Raw genomic sequence first — 23627 nt, 5'->3', positions numbered from 1 at the left:
CCGGCAATGTAATCTTGGCTGACCAAAGTTAGATGCGCAGTCTCCAAGACCGCAACAGCAAAGTCCCCATTACATAAAAAATATCAGCCCCCGCAGATCGAAACGGTCGAGAGGGCCTTGCCCGGCGCGAGACCGTCCCGGATGCCTACCTACTCGTTGTCGCCGGCAGTAAGCTGCGTTGCGGAGAGCGCGCCGTCGGCAGCAGATGCGGCTGCGGCGTCGGGCCAGACCCAGCTGGTAAAGGCCGGGTGATCGTAGCCCTCGTCGCACGCGAACTCAAAGGCCTCGGTGCGGAATGCCTCCCACTTATCAATCTGCTCGGCAAACTTATCAGCGTCGATCATGCGCAGCACGTCGGCAGCCAAAGCCCAGCGATCCATGTTGTTCAGGCGCAGCATGTCAAACGGCGTGGTCGTGGAACCCTTCTCCTCGTAGCCGTGGACGCGGAAGGCATCGTGGCCGGAGCGGTTCCAGATCAGACGGCGAATCGTGCCGGCATAGGCGTGGAACGCGAAGAGCACGGGCTTCTCGCCGCAGCCGAACAGCTCTGCCCAGCGCTCGTCGCTGATAGCCTGGTCGTTCTCGCAGACGTTTTGGATCTTGAGCAGATCGACCACGTTGACAAACCACACCTTAATGCCCAGCCCGCGCAGCATATCGGTTGCAGCAAGAGCCTCGAGCGTCGGCACGTCGCCGCACGTGGCGACCACGACGTCGGCCTCGGCGAGTGAGTCGGCGGTCGATGCCCACTCCCACGTCGCAACGCCCTCGGCGAGCTCCGCCTTGGCCTCGTCGACCGTCTGGAAGGTCGGAGCAGGCTGCTTTCCGCAGAAGATGGCGTTGACGCAGTCGGTGGACTGGTAGACGCGCTCGGCCACGGCAAGCGCCATGTTGGCGTCAGCCGGATAGTATGCATTCACGATATGCGTATCGTTGGCCTTGTTGAGCAGCAGGTCGATAAAACCGGGGTCCTGGTGAGAGAAGCCGTTGTGGTCCTGGCGCCAGACATGGCTCGACAGCAAAATGTTAAGGCCGCTGATGGGGGCACGCCACGGAATCTCGCGCTTGGTGGCCTCGAGCCACTTGCAGTGCTGGTTGACCATGGAATCGACCACGTGGACAAAGCTCTCGTAGGAGCTCCACACACCGGAGCGGCCGGTGAGCACGTAGGCCTCGAGGAAGCCTTCGCACTGGTGCTCGGAAAGTTGCTCGACAACCTTACCGGAGCCTGCCAGCAGCTCGTCGTTGGCCTCGTCCTCGTAGAAGCCGGCGTCCCACTGCTTCTTGGTCACCTTGTAGGCAGCCTGCAGACGGTTGGACGCGGTCTCGTCGGGACCGAAGATGCGGAAGTCATCCATGTTCTTGGCCAGAACGTCGGCAGTGTACTCACCAAAGACGCGGGCGGCCTCGGTGGAGCCCCAGCCATGACCCTTAGTTGCGACGGGGACCTCGTGGGCATGAATATCGGGCAGCTCGAGCTCGCGACGCACCTTACCGCCGTTCGCGTTGGGGTTGGCGCCGATGCGCAACTCGCCGGTCGGCATAAAGGCCGTCACCTCGGGGCGCACCTGGCCCTCGGGCGTAAAGAGCTCCTCGGGCTTGTAGGAACGCAGCCACTCGCGCAGCACGCGGAAGTGCTCGTGGGTGTCCTTGGCACTCGCCAGCGGCACCTGATGCGCGCGCCAGGAGTCCTCGGTCTTCTTACCGTCGATGTGCTTGGGGCAAGTCCAGCCCTTGGGCGTACGGAACACAATCATGGGGTAGGCCGGGCGGACCACGGTCTCGCCTGAGGCGGCCTGGGCCTTTGCGGTGGCCTTGATGTCGCAGATCTCGTCAAAGACCTGCTCAAACAGGGCGGCAAAGCGCTCGTGGATGCTTGCGTGGCTCTCGTCGTCAAAGCCGGCGACAAAGAAGTGCGGCTTGTAGCCCATGCCCTCGAAGAACTTGGTGAGCTCCTCGTCGGACACGCGGGCAAGGATGGTGGGGTTGGCGATCTTGTAGCCGTTGAGGTGCAGGATCGGCAGGACGATACCGTCGGTTGCCGGGTTCACGAGCTTGTTGGACTGCCAAGAGGTCGCGAGCGGACCGGTCTCGGACTCGCCGTCGCCCACCACGGCCACGGCCAGCAGGCTCGGGTTGTCCATGACGGCGCCGTAGGCGTGGCTGAGCGTGTAGCCGAGCTCGCCGCCCTCGTGGATTGAACCGGGCGTCTCGGGCGCAAAGTGGCTCGGGATGCCGCCGGGATAGGAGAACTGGCGGAAGAACTTCTGCAGGCCGGCCTCGTCATTGGTGATGTCGGGGCGGATCTCACGGTAGGTGCCGTCGAGCAGCGACTGAGCAGTACCGGCGGGGCCGCCGTGACCTGGGCCCATCAAGAAGATAGCATTCTGGTTGTGGTCGGCAATGAGACGATTGACGTGACCAAACAGGAAGTTGATGCCGGGCGTGGTGCCCCAGTGGCCAACCAGGCGGTGTTTAACGTCCGGACGACCAAAGTCGCGCACCTCACCGGTTTTCTCATCAACAAAGTCGGGGCGCATCAGAGGGTTAGAGCGAAGGTAGATCTGACCGACGGACAGATAGTTCGATGCGCGCCAATACAGGTCGACGCCCTCGAGCTCGGAAGCCGGCACCTCGTGGCCCAGCTTTTGCCACGGCGTCCCCAGTGTTTTAGCCATTGTTTATGTCCCTTCGCTGTGCGGTCACCCTCCAATACGGCAACCTTTCGTTGGGACCAGTATATTTGCTAAAACGTTTTATCATGGTGAAAAAACGTTTTACCACCCTTATCAATCCCATCGATTAGCAAAACGCGACATTCACCTGCGGCGTTGATTGTCACAGGTGCTCCACATTCGGTCTCTGCAAATTGGTAAACGTGTTTAGTTGTGTTTAGTAAGCTCGAGCACGCTGTCCTTAACGATAAGCTCCGGCTCCAGAACGACCTCTTCGGCACGCCTGCCGCCCCTACCGGCAAGACGCTTGGACATGCAGCCAAAAGCATGCTCCGCAAGGACACCAGGGTCCTGCTCAATCGCGGTCAGCGCCGGCTCAAAGAGAACGTCGGCCGCCGAGTTGTCATAGCTCACCACCGAGATATCGCCCGGGATGCTCTTCCCCATCTCGTGCAAGCGCTTGAGCAAACCGAGGGCAATGTTATCCGAGCTTGCGAACACGGCAGTGGCGTCAGTTGTGAGCACTGCCTCCGAGGCCTCGTATGCGCTCGGAATGTAGTACTCGCTCTCAAACTCCAAACGCGCGTCGATCGGCAGGCCAACCTCGCGCAGCGCGCGCTCATAGCCGGCAAGTCGCTTGCGACCCGTATTGGAACGGCGGGCATTAACCAGGCAGGCAATACGGCGGTGGCCTTGCTCGATCAGATAGCGGGTGGCCATATAGCCGCCCATCTCGTGGTCGAACATCACCTTGTCGCACTCGAGCCCCTCAATGGCACGGTCGACCATTACGGCCGGGATGGGCAGGTGGCTGACTTCTTCGCGCAGGGCGCGGTCATCGGAGAACTCGTCACCCACCACCAGGAAGACGCCATCAACGCCGCGCGTCACCAGCTGGCGCAGCAGCTCCAGATCGTCATCGGCGCTTCCGCCCGAGCTGGTAATGAAGAGCGCATAGCCGTCCTCGCGGCAGCGCTTTTCCAGGCTACCGGCGAGCGAGGCAAAAAAGCGGCTCTCGATGTTAGGGACGATAAGGCCCAGCGTGCGCGACTCGCGCATGACCAGGCTGCGCGCAATCTGGTTGGGAACATAGTGGTTGCGCGCCGCGACCTCTTTGATGAGCTTGCGGTTTTCTTCCGAGATGCGACAGGGCCGATTATTGAGAACAAGCGAGACCGACGAGGGGGAAAGCCCCACCTCCTGGGCGATCTGCTTGAGGGTGACTTTGTTGGCCATCTCGCTCCTTCCGGGTTTACGCGCAATCTCTTGAAAGTATAGCGACTACCCCTCTACCTCGGTGATAAACACTTTACCAATCCGGTGGACGGCTGTTTTATCGCCGCCAGCGCACCAAATCCGTCCGGGTGGGGTATATTGCAATCGATTGATGACAACGACCACCAAAAGGCGGATATTCGTATGCACGAGAACGATTTTTTTAACGAGGACCTGCTGTGCGCGCTCGCTGGCGTTGCCGGCGAGGATAACGTGCTGATGAGCGAGCCCATGCGCGAGCACACCACGTTTAAGATCGGCGGTCCGGCCGACGTCTTTGTCACGCCCGATACTGAGCAGGGCCTCGTCGCCACGCTCGATACCTGCTATCGCTGCAATCTACCACTCACCATCGTGGGCAACGGCTCCGACTTGCTCGTCGGCGACAAGGGCATCCGCGGCGTCGTCGTAGCGCTGGGCGAGAGCCTCTCCGACATTACGGTCGACGGCACGCACGTCACGGCGGCAGCCGGCGCCTTGCTTTCCGATGTCGCAGCCGCGGCAGCCGAGGCCGGCCTTACCGGCATGGAGCCCATCTCGGGCATTCCCGGATCGGTCGGCGGTGCCTGCTACATGAACGCCGGAGCATACGGCGCTTGCATGGCCGATGTGCTGGAGTCCGTGCGCGTCTACAAGCCCGCCCGTATGCTCGACGACGGCACCCGCGGCAGCGGCAGCATCATCGAGTTCGATGTTGACGAGCTTAACCTGGGCTATCGCAAGAGCCGCATCGCCGACGACGGCTTCATCGTACTTTCGGCCACTTTCAATCTCGCCCCGGGCAATGCCGCGATGATCAAGGCCGACATGGACGACTACCGCCAGCGCCGCGAGGACAAGCAGCCGCTCGACATGCCGAGCGCCGGCTCCACTTTCAAGCGCCCCGAGGGTTACTTTGCCGGCAAACTCATCATGGATGCCGGCCTGCGAGGACACGCCGTTGGCGGCGCGCAGGTGAGCGAGAAGCACTGTGGCTTCATCGTCAACGCCGACCACGCCACCGCCGCCGATGTCGACGAACTCATCCGCCACATCCAAACAACCGTCAAAGACCAATTCGACGTAGACCTAGAACCCGAAGTCCACCGAGTAGGCGAATTCCTCTAAAAAAGAAGGCCCCGAAAGGGGCCTTCACTTTCTTTAATTCAGACAACCAGTCCGGTGTGTCGCGCCCCGAACCCAAGAGGGCCGGGACTGTCCGAGAGGCATAAGGTTGATCGCGAGTTCCGCACGAGCCGGAGAGCACTTAATGTGCTCTCCGTGCGAGCAGGACTGTCCGAGCAGGCAACCTTATGCCTCTCGGACAGTCCCGGCCCAACTTGCGTTACGACAGCGCAATACCGCCAAGCCAGCCCCAACGCACGCCAGAGCCAGTACCATAAAAGCTAATGAACGAATCGAGCGACTTCGATGTAATGGCACCCTCGTTGCTCATAACGATGCCGCCGCCAACGTAGATACCCACATGACCGTAGATAAGGCCCGGAGCACCCGTGCCACTGTGCGAGGAATCGGCCACGATCATGCCCACCTGCAGCGCCGAGCGATCGGAGCTATAGCACCAGGCGTTGAACATGTCGCAGGCGTTGCCGCCAAAGTAGCCAACGCCGGCGTTACGGAAGACATTGGTAACCCACGCCGCGCACCAGTTCTGACCCGGCGAAGGCGTGGAGTAGCACGCGTTGACGACGGCCTGCTGCTTGCCCGAGCCGGCATTCTGCTGCGGAGTTCCGGGCGCATACGATCCACCGCCCGAGCTCGAACCACCCGAGTAGGAATTGTTCTTGTTCGCGGCGGCCGCGGCAGCGGCGGCCTTCCTAGCGGCCTCCTCAGCCTGGGCGGCAGCGAGAATCTCGGAATCACGCTGAGCCATGAGCTCCTTGACGTCGTCGGAAAGACCGTTCAGCACGGTCTGGACCTCTTGCTGCTTGGCCTGCATATCCTGCATCTGAGCCGTCTGCTGATCCTTGAGTTTCTCCAGGTCAGCCTTTTGTGCTTCGAGCTCGGTCTTCTGTGCGTCGAGCTCGGCCTGAATCGTCTGGATGTCCTCGATGGCATCGCGGTCGCTCTTGTTGATCTTCTCAACGTAATGCGCGTTGGCAACGAGCTCCTCAAACGAGCCAGAGGCCAGCAGCAGCGACAGGATGTTCGTGCCGCCGGACTTGTAGCTGGCGGCCACGCGATCGGAAAGGTCGTTACGCTTCTTCTTGAGCTCGGCCTTCTTTTCATCGATCTGGGCCTGCGTGTCGTCAATCTTGCCCTGGACATTCTCGATGTCGTTGAGGGTCTGGGCATTCTTGTTGGCCAGCGCCGCATACTCATTTGCGATGCTGTCGAGCTGGGCCTGAACCTCGTCGAGTTGGGCCTGGGCGGCATTCAATTTATCGGTGGTTTCTTTGGAAGCCTCCGCCGCATGGGCGCGAGTGGGCAGGCCAAAAAGAACTGCCGCAGAAGCGGCGCCGAACAGGGCCTTAAGGGCAGTGCGGCGCGAGAGCTCCTGGGAAAGGATGGAATCGCTGTTTGGTGACATATGTACTCCGTTACATGCTTATTTATATGTCGCTCAACTCATACATATTAGCGTACATATGGCGCGTCCCAACGATTTCCACGAACGGCAGGAAACTACAAGGTCGGCGGCTCGTAAGCAATTGTCAAATTTGAGGTAACAATTGAGCAAGCTCTTATATGAGTACGTTAACATAATCCTCTGCTTTTCCTACAGTGCACCATTTGGGCGTCCCCGCCTGCGCTATACTCCCCTCTAGAAGTGTTCCTGATTCGATAGGAGACTACATGTCCAAAGCACTCGACCCCAAAGACACCTGCGTCCTCGTTACCGGTGGCGCCGGCTTTATCGGCTCGCACACCGTCGTTCAGCTGCTCGAGGGTGGCTACCAGGTCGTCATCGTCGATGATCTCTCCAACTCCAGCGCCGTCGCCGTCGACCGCGTCAAGACCATCGTGGGCGACGAGGCCGCCAAGAACCTCACCTTCTACGAGGCCAACGTGCTCGACCGCGATGCGATGAACAAGATCTTCGATACCCATCAGATCGACCGTGTCATCCACTTTGCCGGCTTTAAGGCCGTCGGCGAGTCGGTGAGCAAGCCCGTCGAGTACTACCACAACAACATCGAGAACACCCTGGTGCTCATCGACGTCATGCGCAACCATGGCTGCAAGTCCATCATCTTCTCGAGCTCCTCGACCGTCTACGGCGACCCGGACAACCCGCCCGTCACCGAGGAAGACCCCAAGAAGCCCGCAACCAACCCCTATGGCTGGACCAAGTGGATGATCGAGCAGATCCTTATGGACGTCCACACCGCCGACCCCGAGTGGGACGTCGTGCTGCTCCGTTACTTCAACCCCATCGGCGCTCATCCGTCGGGCCTGATCGGCGAGGACCCCAAGGGCATCCCCAACAACCTGGTGCCCTATGTCGCCCAGGTCGCCGTGGGCAAGCTCGAGGCCGTTCAGGTCTTTGGCAACGACTACCCCACCCCCGACGGCACCGGCGTGCGCGACTACATCCACGTGTGCGATCTGGCCTCTGGTCACGTTGCCGCCCTTAACTGGATGAACGGCAAGACCGGCGTCGAGATCTTTAACCTGGGCACCGGCACCGGCACCTCGGTACTCGAGGTCGTCGCCGCCTTCTCCAAGGCTTGTGGCAAGGAGCTGCCCTACGTGATCCGCGAGCGCCGCGCCGGCGACATCGCTGCCAACTGGTGCGATGCCTCCAAGGCCGAGCGCATGATGGGCTGGAAGGCCCAGTACGACATCGCGGACATGTGCCGCGATAGCTGGAACTGGCAGAGCCACAACCCCAACGGCTTCACCGACGCCGAGTAGCAAAAACCTACATACCGTTCTTGCCCCGATCTCACGTTGTGAGGTCGGGGCTTTTTCATGGCATGTAGCCATTCGCCGAAAATCGACCAACTTTTTTATCTTGCCTGTACATGTTTAAACAACATGTTTTACAATAGGCGTATCGAATCAGAACATCGGAGGCGGACTGCACACCCATCGGCAGGCCGACCCCACAACAAGAAGGTTGGTGAGCGCATTCATGGAGCGTGCAAGCGGCGTCCTCATGCCCGTCTCATCTCTGCCCGGACCATACGGAATCGGCGGCTTTGGCTGGAATGCCTACGACTTCGTCGATTTTCTCGCCTCGTGCAAACAACATTACTGGCAGATTCTGCCCCTTACGACGACCAGCTATGGCGATTCGCCTTATCAGTCGTTCTCGGCCCGCGCAGGCAACCCCAACTTTATCGACTTTGCCGAGCTTATCGAGGCAGGGTATCTGGAGCAGCGCGATATCGATGGCGTGTATCTGGGATCCGACCCCAGCAATGTCGACTACGGTGCTATCTTTGGCGGCCGCCGTCAGATTCTCGACCGCGCCGCTGAGCGCTTTGCTGCCGACAAGCCGGCCGATTTCGATGACTTTATCCAGGCCAACGAGGACTGGCTCATCCCCTACTGTGAGTTCATGACCGTCAAAGAGGAGTGCGGTCTCAAGGCGTTTTGGGAGTGGCCCGCGGAGCTCCGCACCCGCGGCGAGGCTTCCGCCAAGGTCTGCGCCGACCATCCGGCGCGTATGCTCTACCACCAGATGACGCAGTACTTCTTCGATCGCCAGTGGAGCCGCCTCAAGGCCTATGCCAACGAGCGCGACATTCTCATCATCGGCGACCTGCCCATCTATGTCTCGCGTGACTCCGTCGAGATGTGGGCGACGCCTGAGCTCTTTAAGATCGACACCGCCGGCAATCCCGTGAGCGTCGCCGGCACGCCGCCCGACCAGTTCTCGGCCACCGGCCAGTACTGGGGCAACCCCATCTACGACTGGGACGCCATGGAGTCCGACGGCTTCTCCTGGTGGGAGGGCCGCATTCGCGCCGCCCTCGACATGTACGACGTCATCCGCCTGGATCACTTCCGCGGCTTCGAGGCCTATTGGGAGGTGCCGTTCTCCTCGCCCGATTCGTCCTACGGTTCGTGGACGCAGGGTCCCGGCCTCAAGTTCTTCAAGACGCTCGAGGAAAAGCTCGGCACGCTGCCCATCATCGCCGAGGACCTGGGCTTCCTCACCCCCGGCGTCATCGACATGCGCGACAACTCGGGCTTCCCCGGCATGAAGATCCTGCAGTTTGCCTTTGAGGGCACCAACTCGTACTACCTGTCGCATAACTACATCGCCAACACCGTCGCCTATGTGGGCACCCACGATAACGAGACGGCGCGCGGTTGGTTTGAGGGAACGGCCACCCCGCGTCAGCGCGAGCAGGCAGCCCTGTACACCCATCAGCAGGCCGGCGAACCCATGGCAGATGCACTCAATCGCACCATCGCCGCCAGCGTGAGCGACACGTGCATCTACACCATGCAGGACCTGCTCAACTTGGGCAACGAGGCGCGCATCAACACCCCTGCCACGTTGGGCGGCAACTGGACCTGGCGCATGCTCGACGGCGCCATCACCCGCGAGCTCGAGCACAAACTCACCGACTGGACCGAGACCTACTTCCGCATCCCGTCGGAAGCCGAAATCGAGCTTCCTCAATAGGAGCTACCGCGCCCGACCCCTCCCCACCGTGCGGACGCGCTTGCTTTTTCCCGCGCGAGGCCACCCCAATCCCCTCGCGCGGGCTTCTTATGAATTGCAGACATGAAACAACCCATCACAGGAGAAAACATGCCCCAAATTAACCTCATGGAACTCGCCGAGCAGTCTTTTGGCACCTCGCTCGAGCAGCTCGACGACCGTCGCATTTACAAGCTGCTGGTCAAACTCGTGCAGGAGCGCTCCGCCGCCTGCCCGCTCAACAACGGCAAGAAAAAGCTCTATTACATTTCCGCCGAATTTTTGATCGGCAAGCTGCTCATCAACAACATGATCGACCTCGGCATCTACGATGAGGTTAAGGACCAGCTCACCGCCGCAAGCCACGACCTCAACAAGATCGAGGAGTTCGAGGTCGAGCCGTCGCTCGGCAACGGCGGCCTGGGCCGCCTGGCCGCATGCTTCCTGGATTCCATCGCCACGCTGGGCTTGACCGGCGATGGCGTGGGCCTCAACTATCACTACGGCCTGTTCCGTCAGCGCTTTGTCGACAACCAGCAGAAGGCCGTCCCCGACGAGTGGCTCGGTGAGCAGGACATCCTAGTCGACGACGGCCGCCCCTACACCGTCGAGTTCGGCGATTTTGCCGTTACCTCCAAGCTCGTCAACATCGACGTGCCCGGTTACGGCCAGCCCACCAAGAACCGTCTGCGCCTGTTCGACCTGGCGAGCGTCGACGACGGCCTGGTCCCCGGCAGCTCCATCGACTTCGACAAGACCGAGATCGCCAAGAACCTCACCTTGTTCCTCTACCCCGACGATTCCGACGAGCAGGGCCGCCTGCTTCGCATCTATCAGGAGTACTTCATGGTGAGCAATGCCGCCCAGCTCCTGATCGACGAGGCCGTCGAGCGCGGCAGCAACCTGCACGATCTGGCCGACTACGCCGTGGTCCAAATTAACGACACGCACCCCACCATGGTCATCCCCGAGCTCATTCGCTTGCTCACCACCGAGCATGGCATCGAGTTTGACGAGGCCGTGACCATCGTACGCTCCATGGTCGCCTACACTAACCACACGATCCTTGCCGAGGCGCTCGAGAAGTGGCCGCTCGCCAGCCTGCAGAAGGTCTCCCCTGCCATCGCCGACATTATCGTCAAGCTCGATGAGATCGCGAAAGCCGAGCACGATGACCCGCGCGTCGCCATCATCGACGAGCACGACACCGTCCACATGGCCCACATGGACATCCACTTTGGCTTCTCCATCAACGGCGTAGCCGCCCTCCACACCAAGATCCTGGAGGACACCGAGCTTCATCCGTTCTACGAGATCTATCCCGAGAAGTTCTCCAACAAGACCAACGGCATCACCTTCCGCCGCTGGATCCATGGAGCCAACCCCGCGCTCGCCAGCCTGCTCGACGATGTAATCGGCACCGACTGGCGCAGCACCGGCGATCTGAACAAACTCGCCAAGTTCGCCGACGACAAGGACGTTCTTGAGCGCCTGGCCGCCACCAAGGTCGAGGCCAAGGCCATCATGCGCCAGTTCATGGCGCTCGAGCAGGGCGTGACCATTCCCTCCAACGCCATCATCGACGTCCAGGTCAAGCGCATCCACGAGTACAAGCGTCAGCAGATGCTCGCGCTCTACATCATCTGGAAGTACTTCGATATCAAGAACGGCAACAGGCCTAAGCACCCTGTCACCATCATCTTTGGCGGCAAGGCGGCGCCTGCCTACACTATCGCGCAGGACATCATCCATCTGATCCTGACGCTGTCGCAGTGGATTGCAAACGACCCCGACGTGGCTCCCTACCTGCAGGTTGTCATGATCGAGAACTACAACGTCACCGCCGCCGAGCGCGTGATCCCCGCCGCTGACATCTCCGAGCAGATCAGCCTGGCCTCCAAGGAGGCGAGCGGCACCTCCAACATGAAGTTCATGCTCAACGGCGCCCTAACCCTGTGCACGCTCGACGGTGCCAACGTGGAGATTGCCGAGCTCGTGGGCGACGAGAACATCTATACCTTTGGTGCCTCGTCCAAACAGGTCGAGCAGCTCTACGCCGACGGCACCTACAACGCCGGTGCGCTCTACCGCAAGCCCGGCATTAAACTGCTGGTGGACTTCATCACCAACCCGGCCTTTATGGCAACCGGCAACGCCGAGCGCCTGCAGCGCCTGCACGACGACATTAAGGGCAAGGACTGGTTTATGGCCTTGCTCGACATTGAGGAGTACATCCAGACCAAGGAGCGCGTGCTGGCCGACTACGAGGACCAGGACGCCTGGATGCGCAAGGCGCTCATCAATATCGCCAACGCCGGCACCTTCTCGTCCGACCGTACGATCTCCCAGTACAACGACGAGATCTGGCACCTGGACTAACCCATTCCCCTTACCCATTCTCTTGAGGAACGGAGTCGTGGCAACACGGCTCCGTTTTTTGTGCCCGCACGTTACCCTGTGATCCAACTCGGCCAAACAATCTCGATCCATAACAACTACTCAACCAAAACGGTCCCAGCCGTTACAGATTGAGACATACCGGCCCCTCCCCTTGGGTTTATCTCAATCTGTAACATCTAGCAGGTGAAATTCGCCTTTGGTGTTACAGATTTAGATGAAATGGTTAGCTCAGCGGAACCGTCTCGATCTGTAACATCTAACGTCCGAAATCGGCCCTATCCGTTACAGATCGAGACAAACGACGGTCAGACAGTCCCAACACAAAGAAAGGCTCCCCTCTCGCCCAGTGGACGGGAGGGGAGCCTTATATGTGACCGCGGCAAAAGGATGGCAAAGCCGCAGTCGCCCAAAGGGAGGGCCTGGATGCACCGGGCCTAGATCAGGTTCTTGCCAGACACCTTATCGAAGAGATGGGTCGCGTTCTTCTCGAACTTGAACCAGATGGGGTCGCCAGCCTTGAGCGCGCCCTTGGCCTCGAGGTCGACGACGGGGATAATCAGGACAAACTGGCCGTCGGGAGCGGTCACGTGGACATGCTCGGTCGAGCCCATGAGCTCGGTCACCTCGACGGTGCCCTGGAGCGCACCCTCCTCGCCCTTGTCGGCAAGCAGGATCTGCTCGGGGCGCACGCCGGCCGTAATCTCCTTCACGTCGCCGCCGTCCCAGTTGAGAGCAAGCTGAGCGCAGGTCTCGGGGGCGAGCGCCACGTTCATATCCTCGGTCTTGACGGTAAAGCCGTTGCCCGAGCGCACCAGCTGGGCATCGAAGAAGTTCATCTGCGGCACGCCGATGAAGCCGGCGACGAAGATGTTCGCGGGATGGTTGAAGACCTCCTGCGGGGTGGCGATCTGCTGGACGACGCCGTCCTTCATGACCACGATGCGGTCGCCGAGGGTCATAGCCTCGGTCTGGTCGTGGGTAACGTAGATGAAGGTGCCCTTGATCTCGTGACGCAGCTTAATGAGCTCGGCGCGCATCTGGTTACGAAGCTTGGCATCCAGGTTGGACAGCGGCTCGTCCATCAGGAAGACCTTGGGGTCACGCACGATGGCGCGGCCGATGGCGACGCGCTGGCGCTGGCCGCCAGAGAGCGCCTTGGGCTTACGGTCGAGGTACTCGGTAATACCCAGGATCTCGGCAGCGGAGCGAACCTTGCGGTCGATCTCGTCCTTGGGGACCTTCTTGAGCTCGAGCGTAAATGCCATGTTCTCGTACACCGTCATATTGGGGTACAGAGCGTAGCTCTGGAACACCATGGCGATGTCGCGGTCCTTGGGCGCCACGTCGTTGACGCGCTTGCCGTCGATGAGCACGTCGCCGGAGGTGATGTCCTCCAGGCCGGCGACCATGCGCATCGTCGTGGACTTACCGCAGCCAGAAGGGCCAACGAGGACGATGAACTCCTGGTCGTGAACGGTGAGGTTGAAGTCCTCTACAGCGAGCACACCGTCCTCGGTAACCTTGAGGTTGTGCTTCTTCTCCTCGGTCTTCTTCTTTTTGCCAAAGAAGCCCTTCTTTTTTGACTCGTTGTTGGGATACACCTTCTGAACATGTTTGAGAACGATCTCGGCCATGTCTCTACCTTTCGATACGCGGCGCCGCGCTGAGGGGCGCCGCCAAAACTTGCAAAACAGTTACGGCATCAGCCCTTGACGGCACCTGCCACCACACCGTCGATGATGTACTTCTGGCAGAAGATGTACATGATGACGATGGGGACAACGACCATCATGATGCAGGCCATCATGGGGCCGAGCTCGACGTGGCCATAGCCGCCGCGGAAGTACTGGATCAAAATAGGAATGGTCTTGTACTTGGTGGAGTCGAGCGTAAGGTAGGGCAGCAGGTAGTCGTTCCAGACCCACATGGTCTCGAGGATGCCGACCGAAAGATAGGTGGGCTTCATGATGGGGAGAACGATCTTAAAGAACACCTGGACCGGGTTGCAGCCGTCAATCATGGCCGCTTCCTCAATCTCGAGCGGGATGTTCTTGACGAAGCCGGCGAACATAAAGACCGCGAGGCCCGCGCCAAAACCGAGGTAGATGAAGCAGATGTTAAACGGCGTGTTAAAGCCGATGCGGTCCGCGAGGTTGGACAGCGTGAACATGAGCATCTGGAACGGTACGACCATCGAGAAGACGAACAGGTAATAGAAGAAGTTCGAGATCTTGCTGTTGACGCGCACCACGTACCAAGCGCACATGGAGCAGCACACCAGAATCAGCACGACCGACGTGACCGTGATGATAAGCGAGTACATAAACGCCGAGGCAAAGCCCTGCTCGTTCAGAGCGTGCACGTAGTTTGCGAGGCCGTTGAACGTCTCGGGCGTGAGCAGATCGAACGCCGTGGTGGTGCTGATTGCGGTCCCCTTCTTAAAGGAATTGAGCGCAATCATGAACACAGGGTAGATCCACGCGAGCGACAGAATCGTAAAGAAGATCGAGAGCGCGCGGTTAATAGCCTTATCGCGTTTCATTACTGCTGCACCTCCTTGGACCTCGTGGCCTTAAGCTGGATCATAGAAATAGCGACAACCAGGATGCAGAAGATAACTGCCTTGGCCTGACCGATGCCCTGCCATGCGATGCCAGCACGCGAATAGAACGTGTTGTAGATGTTCAGGGCGAGCATCTCGGTGGAGTGCGCCGGGGCACCACCGGTAAGGGCGAGGTTCTGGTCGAACAGCTTAAAGCCGTTGGTGATGGACAGGAACAGGCAGATGGTGATGGTCGGCATCAGGTTGGGGATCTTAACCTTCCAAAACGTCTGCCATGCCGTAGCGCCGTCGACCTTGGCGGCCTCGATGTAATCAGACGGAATGGACTGCAGACCGGCGATGTAGATGATCATCATGTAGCCGACCTGTTGCCACAGGGTCAGGATGATAAGGCCCCAGAAGCCAGCGGCGGAGTTGAGGGCGATAAGCTGGGCACCCACGTTGGAGAGCAGGCAGTTGATCAGAATCTGCCAAATGTAACCCAGTACAATGCCGCCAATCAGGTTAGGCATAAAGAAAATCGTACGGAAGATGTTGGTGCCCTTGAGCGCCTTGCGAGTGAGCGCCTGCGCAATGGCCAGCGCGATCACGTTGATGAGCACCGTCGACAGGAAGGCAAACGCCACGGTAAAGAAGAACGACGTGGAGAACTGCGGGTCGGTCAGTGCGCGCACGTAGTTCTCGATACCGACAAAGTGCGCGTTATTGATGGTAATAAACTGGCAGAACGAGAGATAGAAACCCTGGATAAAGGGAATCACGAACCCGATCATAAACGCCAGGCACGTGGGCAGCATAAAGAGCGGCCACCAGCGCTTGAGTGCTTTGCCCATAGAAGGGTCCTTTCAATATGCAGGGGGCGGGCAAACCTACGTCTGCCCGCCCCCTGTCGCTAATCAGATAGCTTGGGCAGCAACTGCTTACTCGGAAGCAGCCTTCTCGGTCTTCCAGCCATCGACGAAGGCGTTCTTGACGCCGTCCCACTTGGTGTTGTCGGCAGCATAAGCGATGAGAGCCTGCTTGAGGTTCTTCTTCCACTCCTCGGAGGGGATGTAAACGAAGTCCCAAGCGACGGTCTTCTTGCCGTCCTTGGCCATAGCAACGGCCTGCTGAGAGAAGACGTTGGTGGTCTCCTTAGCGCTCTTGAACGGGGCGGTCAGACCCATCTTGTCAGCGATGATGCTGGTGGCGGTGTCAGAAGTGACGCACCAATACATGAAGTCCTCGGTGGCCTTCTGGGCATCCTCGGAAGCCTGGGAGCTGACGCACCAGTAGTTCTCGCCGCCGGAGCACAGGCCCTGGTTCTCCTCGCCGTCGACGCCGATGTAGATCGGCAGCATGCCGAGCTGGTCGTCGGTCATACCGGCCTTGGTGAGGTCGGCGTAGGCCCAAGAGCCGTTCTGATAGAAGACGGCCTTGCCGGTTGCGAACTCGTTGGTGGCGTCGTCACCGGTCTTGGAGGCGAGCTGCGAAGGATCGCAGGTGGAGTCGGTGATGTACAGGTCGAAGATCTGCTTAAAGTTGTCGAGATACTCGCCCTTGATCTCGTCGTCCTCCTGGTTGTGCTCCTTCTCGAACTCGTAGTAGAGCGGGAGGTTGGCGAGGTGGGTGGTGTAGCGCCAGCTGGAGGAGTCATCCATGCCGGCGGAAGTGAAGGCACCGTCAACGCCGAGCTCGTCCTTGCGGGCCTGGATGTCATCGGCGCAAGCCTTCAGCTTGTCGAAGGAGTTGATGTCCTCGGCCTTGTAGCCGGCCTTCTCGAGGAGCTCCTTGTTGTAGATGATGCCGTAGCTCTCCTGAACCCAGTCGATACCCAGATCCTTGCCGTCGGACTGCAGCGCCAGGGAGTCGTCGATGAGCTCGCCGCGGAGCTTGGTGTCGGAAAGATCGGCGCAGTAGTCCTTCCAGTTCTTAAGGCCGGTGGGGCCGTTGACCTGGAACAGCGTCGGAGCGGAGCTCTTGGACATCTCGGACTTGAGCTTCTCCTCGTAGGTGTTGGAGGCGGCGGTCACGATCTTGACCTCGACGCCCTTCTCCTTCTTGTACGCCTTGGCGATCTCCTTCCACTCCTTGTCGACCTCGGGCTTGAACTGGAGGAAGTAGACCTCGGCAGCGTCACCAGAAGCAGAGGAGCCAGAGCCGGCAGAACCACCGCAGCCCACGAGACCCAGACCAAGAACCGCAGCCGCGGAGCCAGCGAAGCCCAGGAACTGCCTTCTGCTCATTTCGTTCTTCATTACAATCCACCCTTTCACACCGTGGCGGCACCCTTTGCCGCCGCCTTCGGAGATTGGCTCGGGGACTTTGCCCCTTTTGCTGATTTGTACAATACGCTATTTGGCTAGTTGTTTGAACAAGTATTACTAGAGCGGTAGAAAAACTTCGGTGAACGGTAATTTCAACTTGATACTTGACAAGTTTTGTATAAACAATTACTTGTTATCGAATGCAGAGAAAACGCCCGGTCAAGCCGATGCATCGTCGGTTTGACCGGGCGTTTTCTCTTTGAGGACATGAGTCTCGTCAGGCTGCGAGCTAGCCGGCTATCGCTTGGAGTTAACGCGGTAGTGGAAGATCTCGGGGTGTGTGCGAGCGTGCGTCACCTCAAATAAGATGCCGTCCGAGGTGTACGACTGGCTCTCCATAACGGCGACGCAGTTGTACTTGCCAAGGTCCAAGTAGCTGCAGTCCTCATCGTTGGCAAGCTCGACGCTCACCGTACGGCGGCTCGCCATCACTTTGACGCCACGCTTGTGCTCCAGATAGTCGTAGATAGAGCTTGCCGCAATCTCGGGGGTCAGGCCCTTGGCGATCGACTCCAAAAAGTAGCCGTGGTCCACCTGGCGCGCGCTGCCGTTGAGGCTTCGGACACGCACGACGCGAATCAGCTCCTCGCCCACCTTAAAGCCAAGGCGGCGCGACAGTTGCTCAGTGCAAATCAAATGTTCAAAAGACTTGACCTCGGTCGATGCGACGGCATTGTTGCGTTTTGCGAACTCGCCAAACGACTCAACCTCTTCGAGTGCGCCCAGCATGTCGGTTTCGCCCTTAAGCCAAATAACGCGCACGCCCTTGCCGTGTATAGGCTGCACAAACATCTGGTCGGCCAGCATGCTCAAGGCGCGTCGAACGGTATTGCGCGTGCAGCCAAACTCCGCGGTCAGCTCGGCTTCGGTTGGCAGCATCTCCTGAAACGCATAGGTCCCGTTAATGATGCGCGAACGGATCTCGCGGTAGATTCCTTCGTAAATCGCTTTTGGCATAACTTCACCTCTAATGAATATGTATGGCTAGGCACGATAGCATTTCTTAAAGTTGTTTAAACCGATTATCGGTAAAGTACGGATTATTTACCGTCGACGGTTCCCCCGAAACCCAAATCGGACCGAATCAAAACCGTCAATGCGGCAAGCAGCCAGTCCTCTACAATGAGTTCATTGTTTAAACGTTCTTGCTCGCACAGCATGTTGCATCCGGAAGGCATATTATGCTGCAGAAAATCCAACGCTTTGGCGGGGCAATGTTCGCGCCCGCCATGCTGTTTTCTATATCAGGCCTCATGGTCGGCATCTCCGCCCTCGCCACGACCGTAGACATCGTCGGTGACCTCGCCGTATACGGAACCCCTTGGTACGTTTTCTGGACCATCATCCAGCGCGGCTCGTGGACGGTCTTTAAACGTCTCCCGCTCCTTTTTGCCGTAGCGCTGCCTATCGGTCTTGCCCAAAAGCAACCGGCACGCTGCTGCCTCGAGGCACTCGTGGCCTATTTTGCCTATTGCTTCTTTTTGAGCGAGATCATTAAGCTGAGCGGAGACAACCTTGGGCTTAAGTACCCATCATCTTTGACCCCCGCCAGCGGTATCACCGTCATCGACGGCATCAAGACGCTCGACACCGGCATTATCGGCCCGCTGGCGGTATCGGCAACCGTCGTCGCCATCCATGACCGCTTCTACGATGCCAAGGTTCCCGATTGGCTCGGCACCTTCTCGGGTTCCTCGCTGGTCTACCTCATCAGCTTTTTTGCCGTGTTTGCCCTTGCCGCCATCTCGGCCGCCATCGTGCCCTTCGCATACGCCGTAACCGAAACGCTGCGCCACGCACTTGCGGGCGTCGGCCCCTTCGGCGTGGGCATCTTTGTGTTTTTGGAGCGAGCACTCGAGCCCATGGGGCTGCACCACCTGCTCTATATGCCCATCTATTACGACAATCTGGTCATTCACGACGGTATTTACGCCACGTGGACCAACCTGCTCCCCATTCTCTCCCATAGCACGCGCCCTTTAAATGAACTTGCGCCCTGGGCAGGTTTTACCGCCACCGGCTGGGGCAAGCTCTTTGGCCTTCCCGCCATCGCGGCAGCATTCTATTTCACCGCCAAACCCGAACGCCGCGCCGGCCTTAAGGTCATCCTTTTGCCCGCCATCGTCGCCTCGGTGGTCTGCGGTGTCACCGAGCCGCTCGAGTTTCTCTTTATGTTCACCTATCCTGGACTCTTTTTGCTCTACGCCGTCCTATCCTCCTGCCTTGCCATGACCATGAACTTCTTCGGTATCGTCGGCATCTTCTCGGGCGGTCTCATGGAAATGACGGCCTTCAACTTCATCCCACTCATGCGAATGCATGCCGGCTCCTACCTTTTGGCGCTCGGTATCGGTCTGATGTTTAGCGCTGTCTTTTTTCTGGTCTTCCGGGGCCTCATTCTGGCTTTCGACCTAAAAACCCCAGGCCGCGAGGATCATATCGCCAGCGATGCGGCGCTCGCACGTCTGACGGGAAAAAGCTCTGCCAAAGAAGGCGCGGCCCAAAACGGCACCGACAACCAATCATCCCAAGATCATCTGCTTGCTGAGCAAGTCGTTGCGCTCTTGGGTGGCGTTAGCAATATTGTAGGAGCGACCAATTGCGCCACGCGTCTGCGCGTTGAGGTCGCAGAACCTTCCGTTGTCGCAGACAACGCAGCCTTCGTCGCGGCGGGCGCCAAGGGCCTCATCATTACGGGCAAGACCGCCCAGGTGATTATTGGCATCTCCGTTCCCCGCGTTAAAGAGCATTTTGACCAGATCATGGGCCTCGAGCCGGGATTTGTGCCCACCACCTCGGCCTCCCCTGCCGCCAGCGCAGCCCATAAGCGCGGCGATATCTGCTTCTTCGATATCGACGGAACACTCGCCTGGCAAGACCCTCGAGTGGCACAAGAGCTTCCCGAGAGCGAGCGAGACCTCTCCCCCTATCCCAATGAAGCGGTCTCGCAAGCCATCCGTGATTTTGTCGCCAAGGGCAATATGGCGTTTATCTGCACAGGGCGCACGCTGAGCTGCATCCATCCAAAGCTGCTCGAGCTGCCCTGGACCGGCATCGTCTGCCTCGCGGGTGGCTATGTCGAACTTGAGGGACACGTGATTCGCGATTTGGCGATGACGCCCGGCATGCTGCAGCGCCTTGCTCCCATTCTTGAGCAATCGGACGAAGTGATTCGTTTTGAGGGACTCAATGGCGTCGTTCGCATGAGTGCCGATGCGCCCGACGCCCCGGGATACGCCCGCACCGTGGGCGATGCAATTACGCAGCTGCAACATTACAGCGCCTACAAGATCTTAATGTCCACGTCGCTTGCCAACCGCATCGCTCAGGATCAAGCGTTTGAGCCGCTGCTCTGCTTTAACGAGCTCGAGCTCGAAGTGGCCGAGATTTCGCCTCGCGAATGCACCAAGCGCGAGGGTATCCAGTCCGTACTCGACGCCCTCGATCCCCACCACGGAACCGTATACGGCATCGGCGACGCCAGCAATGACGTCTCGCTGATGAACGCCGTCGACGTTGGCATCGCCATGGGCAACGCGCCGGACTTCCTCAAGGAAAAGGCCGACTATGTCACCGACAGCATCGACCACGACGGCGTCGTCACCGCGCTCGAACACTTTGGGCTTATCTAGCCAAGCCCCTACCGCACTTGCGGCCGCATGGACCAATCGTCTTCAACCGCCGCGCTCGACGCCCTAATGTGGCAATATGTTGTCTGCATAATGCAACGATGCAACCTATCAAAGAATGCGAGAACCCGTGTCCAGTCCGTTTACCAGCTTTTTAGCCCAGCACTTTGACCAGATTAACGACTATCTGGCCACGTTCTTTGACGGACAGGCGACTTCCGCCGATATCGAGCGCTACCTGTATACCCCGCTCTCGGCATTTACGGCAAACGCTGGCAAGCGCCACCGCCCGCTCATCTGCATGCTCGCCGCCACTGCGGTAGGCGGCAGCTTTGAGAGCGCCCGCAGCGCAGCGGCGGCCATCGAGCACTTTCAGTCGGGCGCACTCATCCACGACGACATCGCCGACAACGGGCAGATTCGTCGCGGCAAGCCCTGCATGCACCTTACCGAGGGCACCGGTCTTGCCATCAACTGCGGTGACCTGGCGCTCACCATGGTCACCAAGACGGTTCTCGACGACCCCACACTCAACGCAGACGTGAAGCTTCGCGTGCTCCACGAGCTTACCGAAATGATCGTCCGTACCATCGAGGGCCAGGCGCTCGACCTGGGCTGGGTCCGCGACGGGCGCTTTGACATTTCGGTCGACGATTATCTGGACATGGCGACGCACAAGACCGCGTACTACAGCGGAGCAACGCCGCTTGCCGCCGGAGCCATTATCGGCGGCGGCAGCGAAGAGCAGATTGAGGCACTGCGCGCCTTTGGGCTGCACACGGGCCTTGCCTTCCAGATTCAAGACGACCTGCTCAACTTGATCGGCACCAAGGAGGCCGCCAACAAGGACTTCCGCACCGATATCACCGAGGGCAAGCGCACCCTCGTTGCCGTGCATGCCCTGTCAGACGAGCGCTATCACGACGAGATCGAGGCAATCCTTTCCTCGGGCACCGAGGACCCTGCGCAGCTCGCACGCGCCGTGGAGATCTTCCAGGAGACCGGCTCCATCGATTACGCCCACACCTATGCGCTCGACCTGACCGCTAAGGCCAAGGCCGCTATCGAAGGCGTCGAGCTCGACCCGCATGCGCGCGAGCTCTTCCTCTCAATGGCAGATTTCTTTGTGGAGCGTCTTAACTAGCGGGGGTCATAAAACCTGTGGGCAGCGAGTTTGGGTACAAGTTGCTACACTATTGAGTGCATGTTTATAAATTGTCTCGCGTTGTCTATCCGACACACGCTCAAAATAGTACGAATGGTACGCCGAAAGGGGTTCGTTCATGGAACCTATTACCACGGGCATGCAGGGAGCAGCCGTCGAGGATGTTCAGTCCCGCCTTCTGCAGCTCGGCTATACAATCGATGACGCCGAGGTTGTCGACAAGCGCTTTGGCACCACCACTGAGCAGGCCGTCAGCACCTTCAGGCTCGACAGCGGCCTTGCTGCCGGTCATGCCGTCGATATCCCCTGTTGGAGCGCCCTGGTCGACGCCTCGTATAAGCTGGGCGACCGCACTCTGTATCTGCGCATGCCCAATTTCCATGGCGCCGATGTGCAGGCCCTGCAGCGCGCTCTCAACGTTTTGGGCTTTGCCTGTGGCGAAGACGACGGCTACTTTGGTCCGCATACCGAGGCCGCCCTGCAGCAGTTCCAGGAAAATGTCGGCCTGTTTGCCGACGGCATGGCCTTCCAGGACACCTACGCCTACATCAACCGCCTGCACCATGTGTGGGAGGGCAAGCCCTCGGTCACCGAAGCCGAGTCCCGCATCGGTTTTGCTCGCGCCGCCAACGTGCTCGAGCGCTTCCAGATTGCCGTCATCGGCGAGGACCCCATTGCGCGCAGCGTAGCATCGCGCATGTGGAACATCGCCACGGCGACGACCGACAGCAGCGGCATGATGCTTTGCGATTCCGAGGTTCCGACCGACGTTGACCTGGTGCTCGAGATCGCAAGCGACGAGTTGCCTGCAGACGCCGCCCCGCGCGCCACGATCGCCCTCGCCGAGTGCCACAACCTGGCCCAACGCATCCGTACCGCCAATGTTGCCGCACAGCAAAAGCCGGCACGAATTCGCATCGAGCTCACCGGCATGACGCGTTACAACGGCACCTTTACCGCAAGCGACGCGCAGACCCTCGCCGTCCGCCTTCTCGATGGCGTTTGCGATGCCCTCGCAGATTAGGTAAACTAGACGAGTTGCTTTTGAGCAACACCAGACATTGGGACGTAGTTCAACGGTAGAACTCCGGTTTTTGGTGCCGGCTGTTGGGGGTTCGAGTCCCTCCGTCCCAGCCCCAAAGAACATAGCGCTCCAGGCTCTTATGAACCTGGAGCGCTTTTTCGTGGGCAAGCGGAGGGATTCGAACCCGCAAGGGTGCGGAGCTGAGGAAACGCGAAGCGTTTTCCAGCGCAGCACGCAAGGAGCGAAGCGACGCAGCGGGGCGCGGCCGCCGACCAGGCGGACGCGGAATCCCTCCGTCCCACACCAGCCAAGAGCCCCTCACGTCAAGCAAATCGAGCCAACGCCGCCAAGCGGAGGGATTCGAACCCGCAAGGAGCGAAGCGATGCAGCGGGGCGCGGCCGCCGCAGGCAGACGCGGTGTCGGCACTTGGGGACGCTCCTAAGTGCCGGCATTATAGGAACGTCCCCAAGTGCCGGCTCGGGACTATTTTCGAGGACCCTCCGAAGGACTGTGGCCAAAAAACGGCAAATATGAGTACTGTTACCGTTGTAGCTACATTATTTTCGTTAATAAAAGAAGATCTTAATGAGATTTATTCGCATCAAGGTCTTCCTTTAATGAACACTTGAGGAGATACGGCAGCTTATCTGCTCGATCGACACGTCAAATCACCTTAAATGTGGTCAAAATTACTGCTACTAAAAGAGTATCAGTACTCATATTTGATGTTTTTTGGCCACGGCTCTTTATAGACACACTGCACAGCGACGGTGGTAGATTTCGGAACGTGTCCGTCAGCCCCGTTCCGAAAAGCGAGCCGCATGCAACGGCCAAGCCACGACAGGCCCCGGGAGAGCGGGGACACCGGCTTAGGTTTATCGCGAGTTCCGCACGAACAGGAGGCCACTTAATGTGGCCTCCGTCGTGAGCAGGACTGTAGAGCAGGAAACCTAAGCCGGTGTCCCCGCTCTCCCGGGGCCGGCGGAA

General features: G+C 59.3%; 15 protein-coding genes and 1 tRNA gene. 8 read left to right on the top strand and 8 right to left on the bottom strand.

Annotation, left to right across the window (positions count from 1 at the left end):
* Window positions 1-149: 149 nt before the first annotated feature.
* Window positions 150-2678 carry a phosphoketolase family protein gene (locus ACRX4W_RS06530; RefSeq protein WP_432299703.1) on the bottom strand — a complete coding sequence of 843 codons (2529 nt, stop codon included), beginning with the start codon at window positions 2676-2678 and terminating at the stop codon, window positions 150-152.
* Between the two features lie 204 nt (window positions 2679-2882).
* Window positions 2883-3911 carry a LacI family DNA-binding transcriptional regulator gene (locus ACRX4W_RS06525; protein ID WP_432299701.1) on the bottom strand — a complete coding sequence of 343 codons (1029 nt, stop codon included), beginning with the start codon at window positions 3909-3911 and terminating at the stop codon, window positions 2883-2885.
* Window positions 3912-4094: 183 nt separating this feature from the next.
* Here ACRX4W_RS06525 and murB point away from each other — a divergent pair, with 183 nt between their 5' ends.
* The gene (gene murB / locus ACRX4W_RS06520) at window positions 4095-5057 is read left to right on the top strand and encodes a UDP-N-acetylmuramate dehydrogenase (RefSeq protein ID WP_432299699.1); all 963 of its coding nucleotides are present in this window, start codon (window positions 4095-4097) and stop codon (window positions 5055-5057) included.
* A 217-nt stretch (window positions 5058-5274) separates the two neighbouring features.
* Here the strand turns inward: murB and ACRX4W_RS06515 are convergent, their stop codons facing one another.
* Entirely contained in the window at window positions 5275-6480 is a 1206-nt protein-coding gene (locus ACRX4W_RS06515; RefSeq protein ID WP_432299697.1) for a coiled-coil domain-containing protein, read from the bottom strand.
* Between the two features lie 266 nt (window positions 6481-6746).
* Between ACRX4W_RS06515 and galE the strand changes: the two genes are divergently transcribed.
* The 3 genes from galE to glgP all read left to right on the top strand — a co-directional run bounded on the left by galE (window position 6747) and on the right by glgP (window position 11931).
* Window positions 6747-7808 carry a UDP-glucose 4-epimerase GalE gene (gene galE, locus ACRX4W_RS06510; RefSeq protein ID WP_217108474.1) on the top strand — a complete coding sequence of 354 codons (1062 nt, stop codon included), beginning with the start codon at window positions 6747-6749 and terminating at the stop codon, window positions 7806-7808.
* Window positions 7809-8016: 208 nt separating this feature from the next.
* The gene (malQ, locus tag ACRX4W_RS06505; RefSeq protein WP_338400730.1) at window positions 8017-9534 is read left to right on the top strand and encodes a 4-alpha-glucanotransferase; all 1518 of its coding nucleotides are present in this window, start codon (window positions 8017-8019) and stop codon (window positions 9532-9534) included.
* A 129-nt stretch (window positions 9535-9663) separates the two neighbouring features.
* Window positions 9664-11931 carry a glycogen/starch/alpha-glucan family phosphorylase gene (gene glgP / locus ACRX4W_RS06500; RefSeq protein ID WP_432299694.1) on the top strand — a complete coding sequence of 756 codons (2268 nt, stop codon included), beginning with the start codon at window positions 9664-9666 and terminating at the stop codon, window positions 11929-11931.
* A 455-nt stretch (window positions 11932-12386) separates the two neighbouring features.
* Here the strand turns inward: glgP and ACRX4W_RS06495 are convergent, their stop codons facing one another.
* From ACRX4W_RS06495 to ACRX4W_RS06475, 5 genes are all read right to left on the bottom strand, one after another.
* Entirely contained in the window at window positions 12387-13586 is a 1200-nt protein-coding gene (locus tag ACRX4W_RS06495; protein ID WP_117640835.1) for an ABC transporter ATP-binding protein, read from the bottom strand.
* Window positions 13587-13654: 68 nt separating this feature from the next.
* Window positions 13655-14494 carry a carbohydrate ABC transporter permease gene (locus ACRX4W_RS06490; protein ID WP_117858793.1) on the bottom strand — a complete coding sequence of 280 codons (840 nt, stop codon included), beginning with the start codon at window positions 14492-14494 and terminating at the stop codon, window positions 13655-13657.
* A complete protein-coding gene (locus tag ACRX4W_RS06485; RefSeq protein ID WP_099432301.1) occupies window positions 14494-15348 on the bottom strand; it encodes a carbohydrate ABC transporter permease in 855 nt (284 codons plus the stop codon). The genes ACRX4W_RS06490 and ACRX4W_RS06485 overlap by 1 nt, the downstream gene beginning before the upstream one ends.
* Window positions 15349-15435: 87 nt before the next feature.
* Window positions 15436-16752 carry an ABC transporter substrate-binding protein gene (locus ACRX4W_RS06480; RefSeq protein ID WP_055252173.1) on the bottom strand — a complete coding sequence of 439 codons (1317 nt, stop codon included), beginning with the start codon at window positions 16750-16752 and terminating at the stop codon, window positions 15436-15438.
* 306 nt (window positions 16753-17058) lie between these two features.
* Entirely contained in the window at window positions 17059-17778 is a 720-nt protein-coding gene (locus ACRX4W_RS06475; RefSeq protein WP_117776883.1) for a GntR family transcriptional regulator, read from the bottom strand.
* Between the two features lie 224 nt (window positions 17779-18002).
* On the opposite strand from ACRX4W_RS06475, the gene ACRX4W_RS06470 reads away from it, so the two are divergent.
* From ACRX4W_RS06470 to ACRX4W_RS06455, 4 genes are all read left to right on the top strand, one after another.
* Window positions 18003-20453 (top strand): PTS transporter subunit EIIC, encoded by a 2451-nt coding sequence (locus ACRX4W_RS06470; RefSeq protein WP_118935418.1) that lies wholly within the window; start codon window positions 18003-18005, stop codon window positions 20451-20453.
* Window positions 20454-20580: 127 nt separating this feature from the next.
* The gene (locus tag ACRX4W_RS06465; RefSeq protein WP_089573618.1) at window positions 20581-21594 is read left to right on the top strand and encodes a polyprenyl synthetase family protein; all 1014 of its coding nucleotides are present in this window, start codon (window positions 20581-20583) and stop codon (window positions 21592-21594) included.
* 139 nt (window positions 21595-21733) lie between these two features.
* Window positions 21734-22639 (top strand): peptidoglycan-binding domain-containing protein, encoded by a 906-nt coding sequence (locus ACRX4W_RS06460; RefSeq protein WP_199584890.1) that lies wholly within the window; start codon window positions 21734-21736, stop codon window positions 22637-22639.
* Window positions 22640-22677: 38 nt separating this feature from the next.
* Window positions 22678-22749 (top strand) — tRNA-Gln (locus ACRX4W_RS06455).
* Window positions 22750-23627 lie beyond the last annotated feature (878 nt).

The organism is Collinsella aerofaciens (assembly GCF_964283865.1).
Lineage (GTDB): Bacteria > Actinomycetota > Coriobacteriia > Coriobacteriales > Coriobacteriaceae > Collinsella.
The sequence above is the reverse complement of the archived record's forward strand: the minus strand, read 5'-3'. Positions and strand labels throughout refer to the sequence as shown.

Excerpts from the sequence above, each read along its gene's own strand:
- glgP (WP_432299694.1), top strand. The coding sequence starts at position 9,664 with ATGCCCCAAATTAACCTCATGGAACTCGCCGAGCAGTCTTTTGGCACC.
- murB (WP_432299699.1), top strand. The coding sequence starts at position 4,095 with ATGCACGAGAACGATTTTTTTAACGAGGACCTGCTGTGCGCGCTCGCT.
- ACRX4W_RS06485 (WP_099432301.1), bottom strand. The coding sequence starts at position 15,348 with ATGGGCAAAGCACTCAAGCGCTGGTGGCCGCTCTTTATGCTGCCCACG.
- galE (WP_217108474.1), top strand. The coding sequence starts at position 6,747 with ATGTCCAAAGCACTCGACCCCAAAGACACCTGCGTCCTCGTTACCGGT.
- ACRX4W_RS06495 (WP_117640835.1), bottom strand. The coding sequence starts at position 13,586 with ATGGCCGAGATCGTTCTCAAACATGTTCAGAAGGTGTATCCCAACAAC.
- ACRX4W_RS06475 (WP_117776883.1), bottom strand. The coding sequence starts at position 17,778 with ATGCCAAAAGCGATTTACGAAGGAATCTACCGCGAGATCCGTTCGCGC.
- ACRX4W_RS06515 (WP_432299697.1), bottom strand. The coding sequence starts at position 6,480 with ATGTCACCAAACAGCGATTCCATCCTTTCCCAGGAGCTCTCGCGCCGC.
- ACRX4W_RS06460 (WP_199584890.1), top strand. The coding sequence starts at position 21,734 with ATGGAACCTATTACCACGGGCATGCAGGGAGCAGCCGTCGAGGATGTT.
- ACRX4W_RS06470 (WP_118935418.1), top strand. The coding sequence starts at position 18,003 with ATGCTGCAGAAAATCCAACGCTTTGGCGGGGCAATGTTCGCGCCCGCC.
- ACRX4W_RS06490 (WP_117858793.1), bottom strand. The coding sequence starts at position 14,494 with ATGAAACGCGATAAGGCTATTAACCGCGCGCTCTCGATCTTCTTTACG.
- ACRX4W_RS06525 (WP_432299701.1), bottom strand. The coding sequence starts at position 3,911 with ATGGCCAACAAAGTCACCCTCAAGCAGATCGCCCAGGAGGTGGGGCTT.
- ACRX4W_RS06480 (WP_055252173.1), bottom strand. The coding sequence starts at position 16,752 with ATGAAGAACGAAATGAGCAGAAGGCAGTTCCTGGGCTTCGCTGGCTCC.
- ACRX4W_RS06530 (WP_432299703.1), bottom strand. The coding sequence starts at position 2,678 with ATGGCTAAAACACTGGGGACGCCGTGGCAAAAGCTGGGCCACGAGGTG.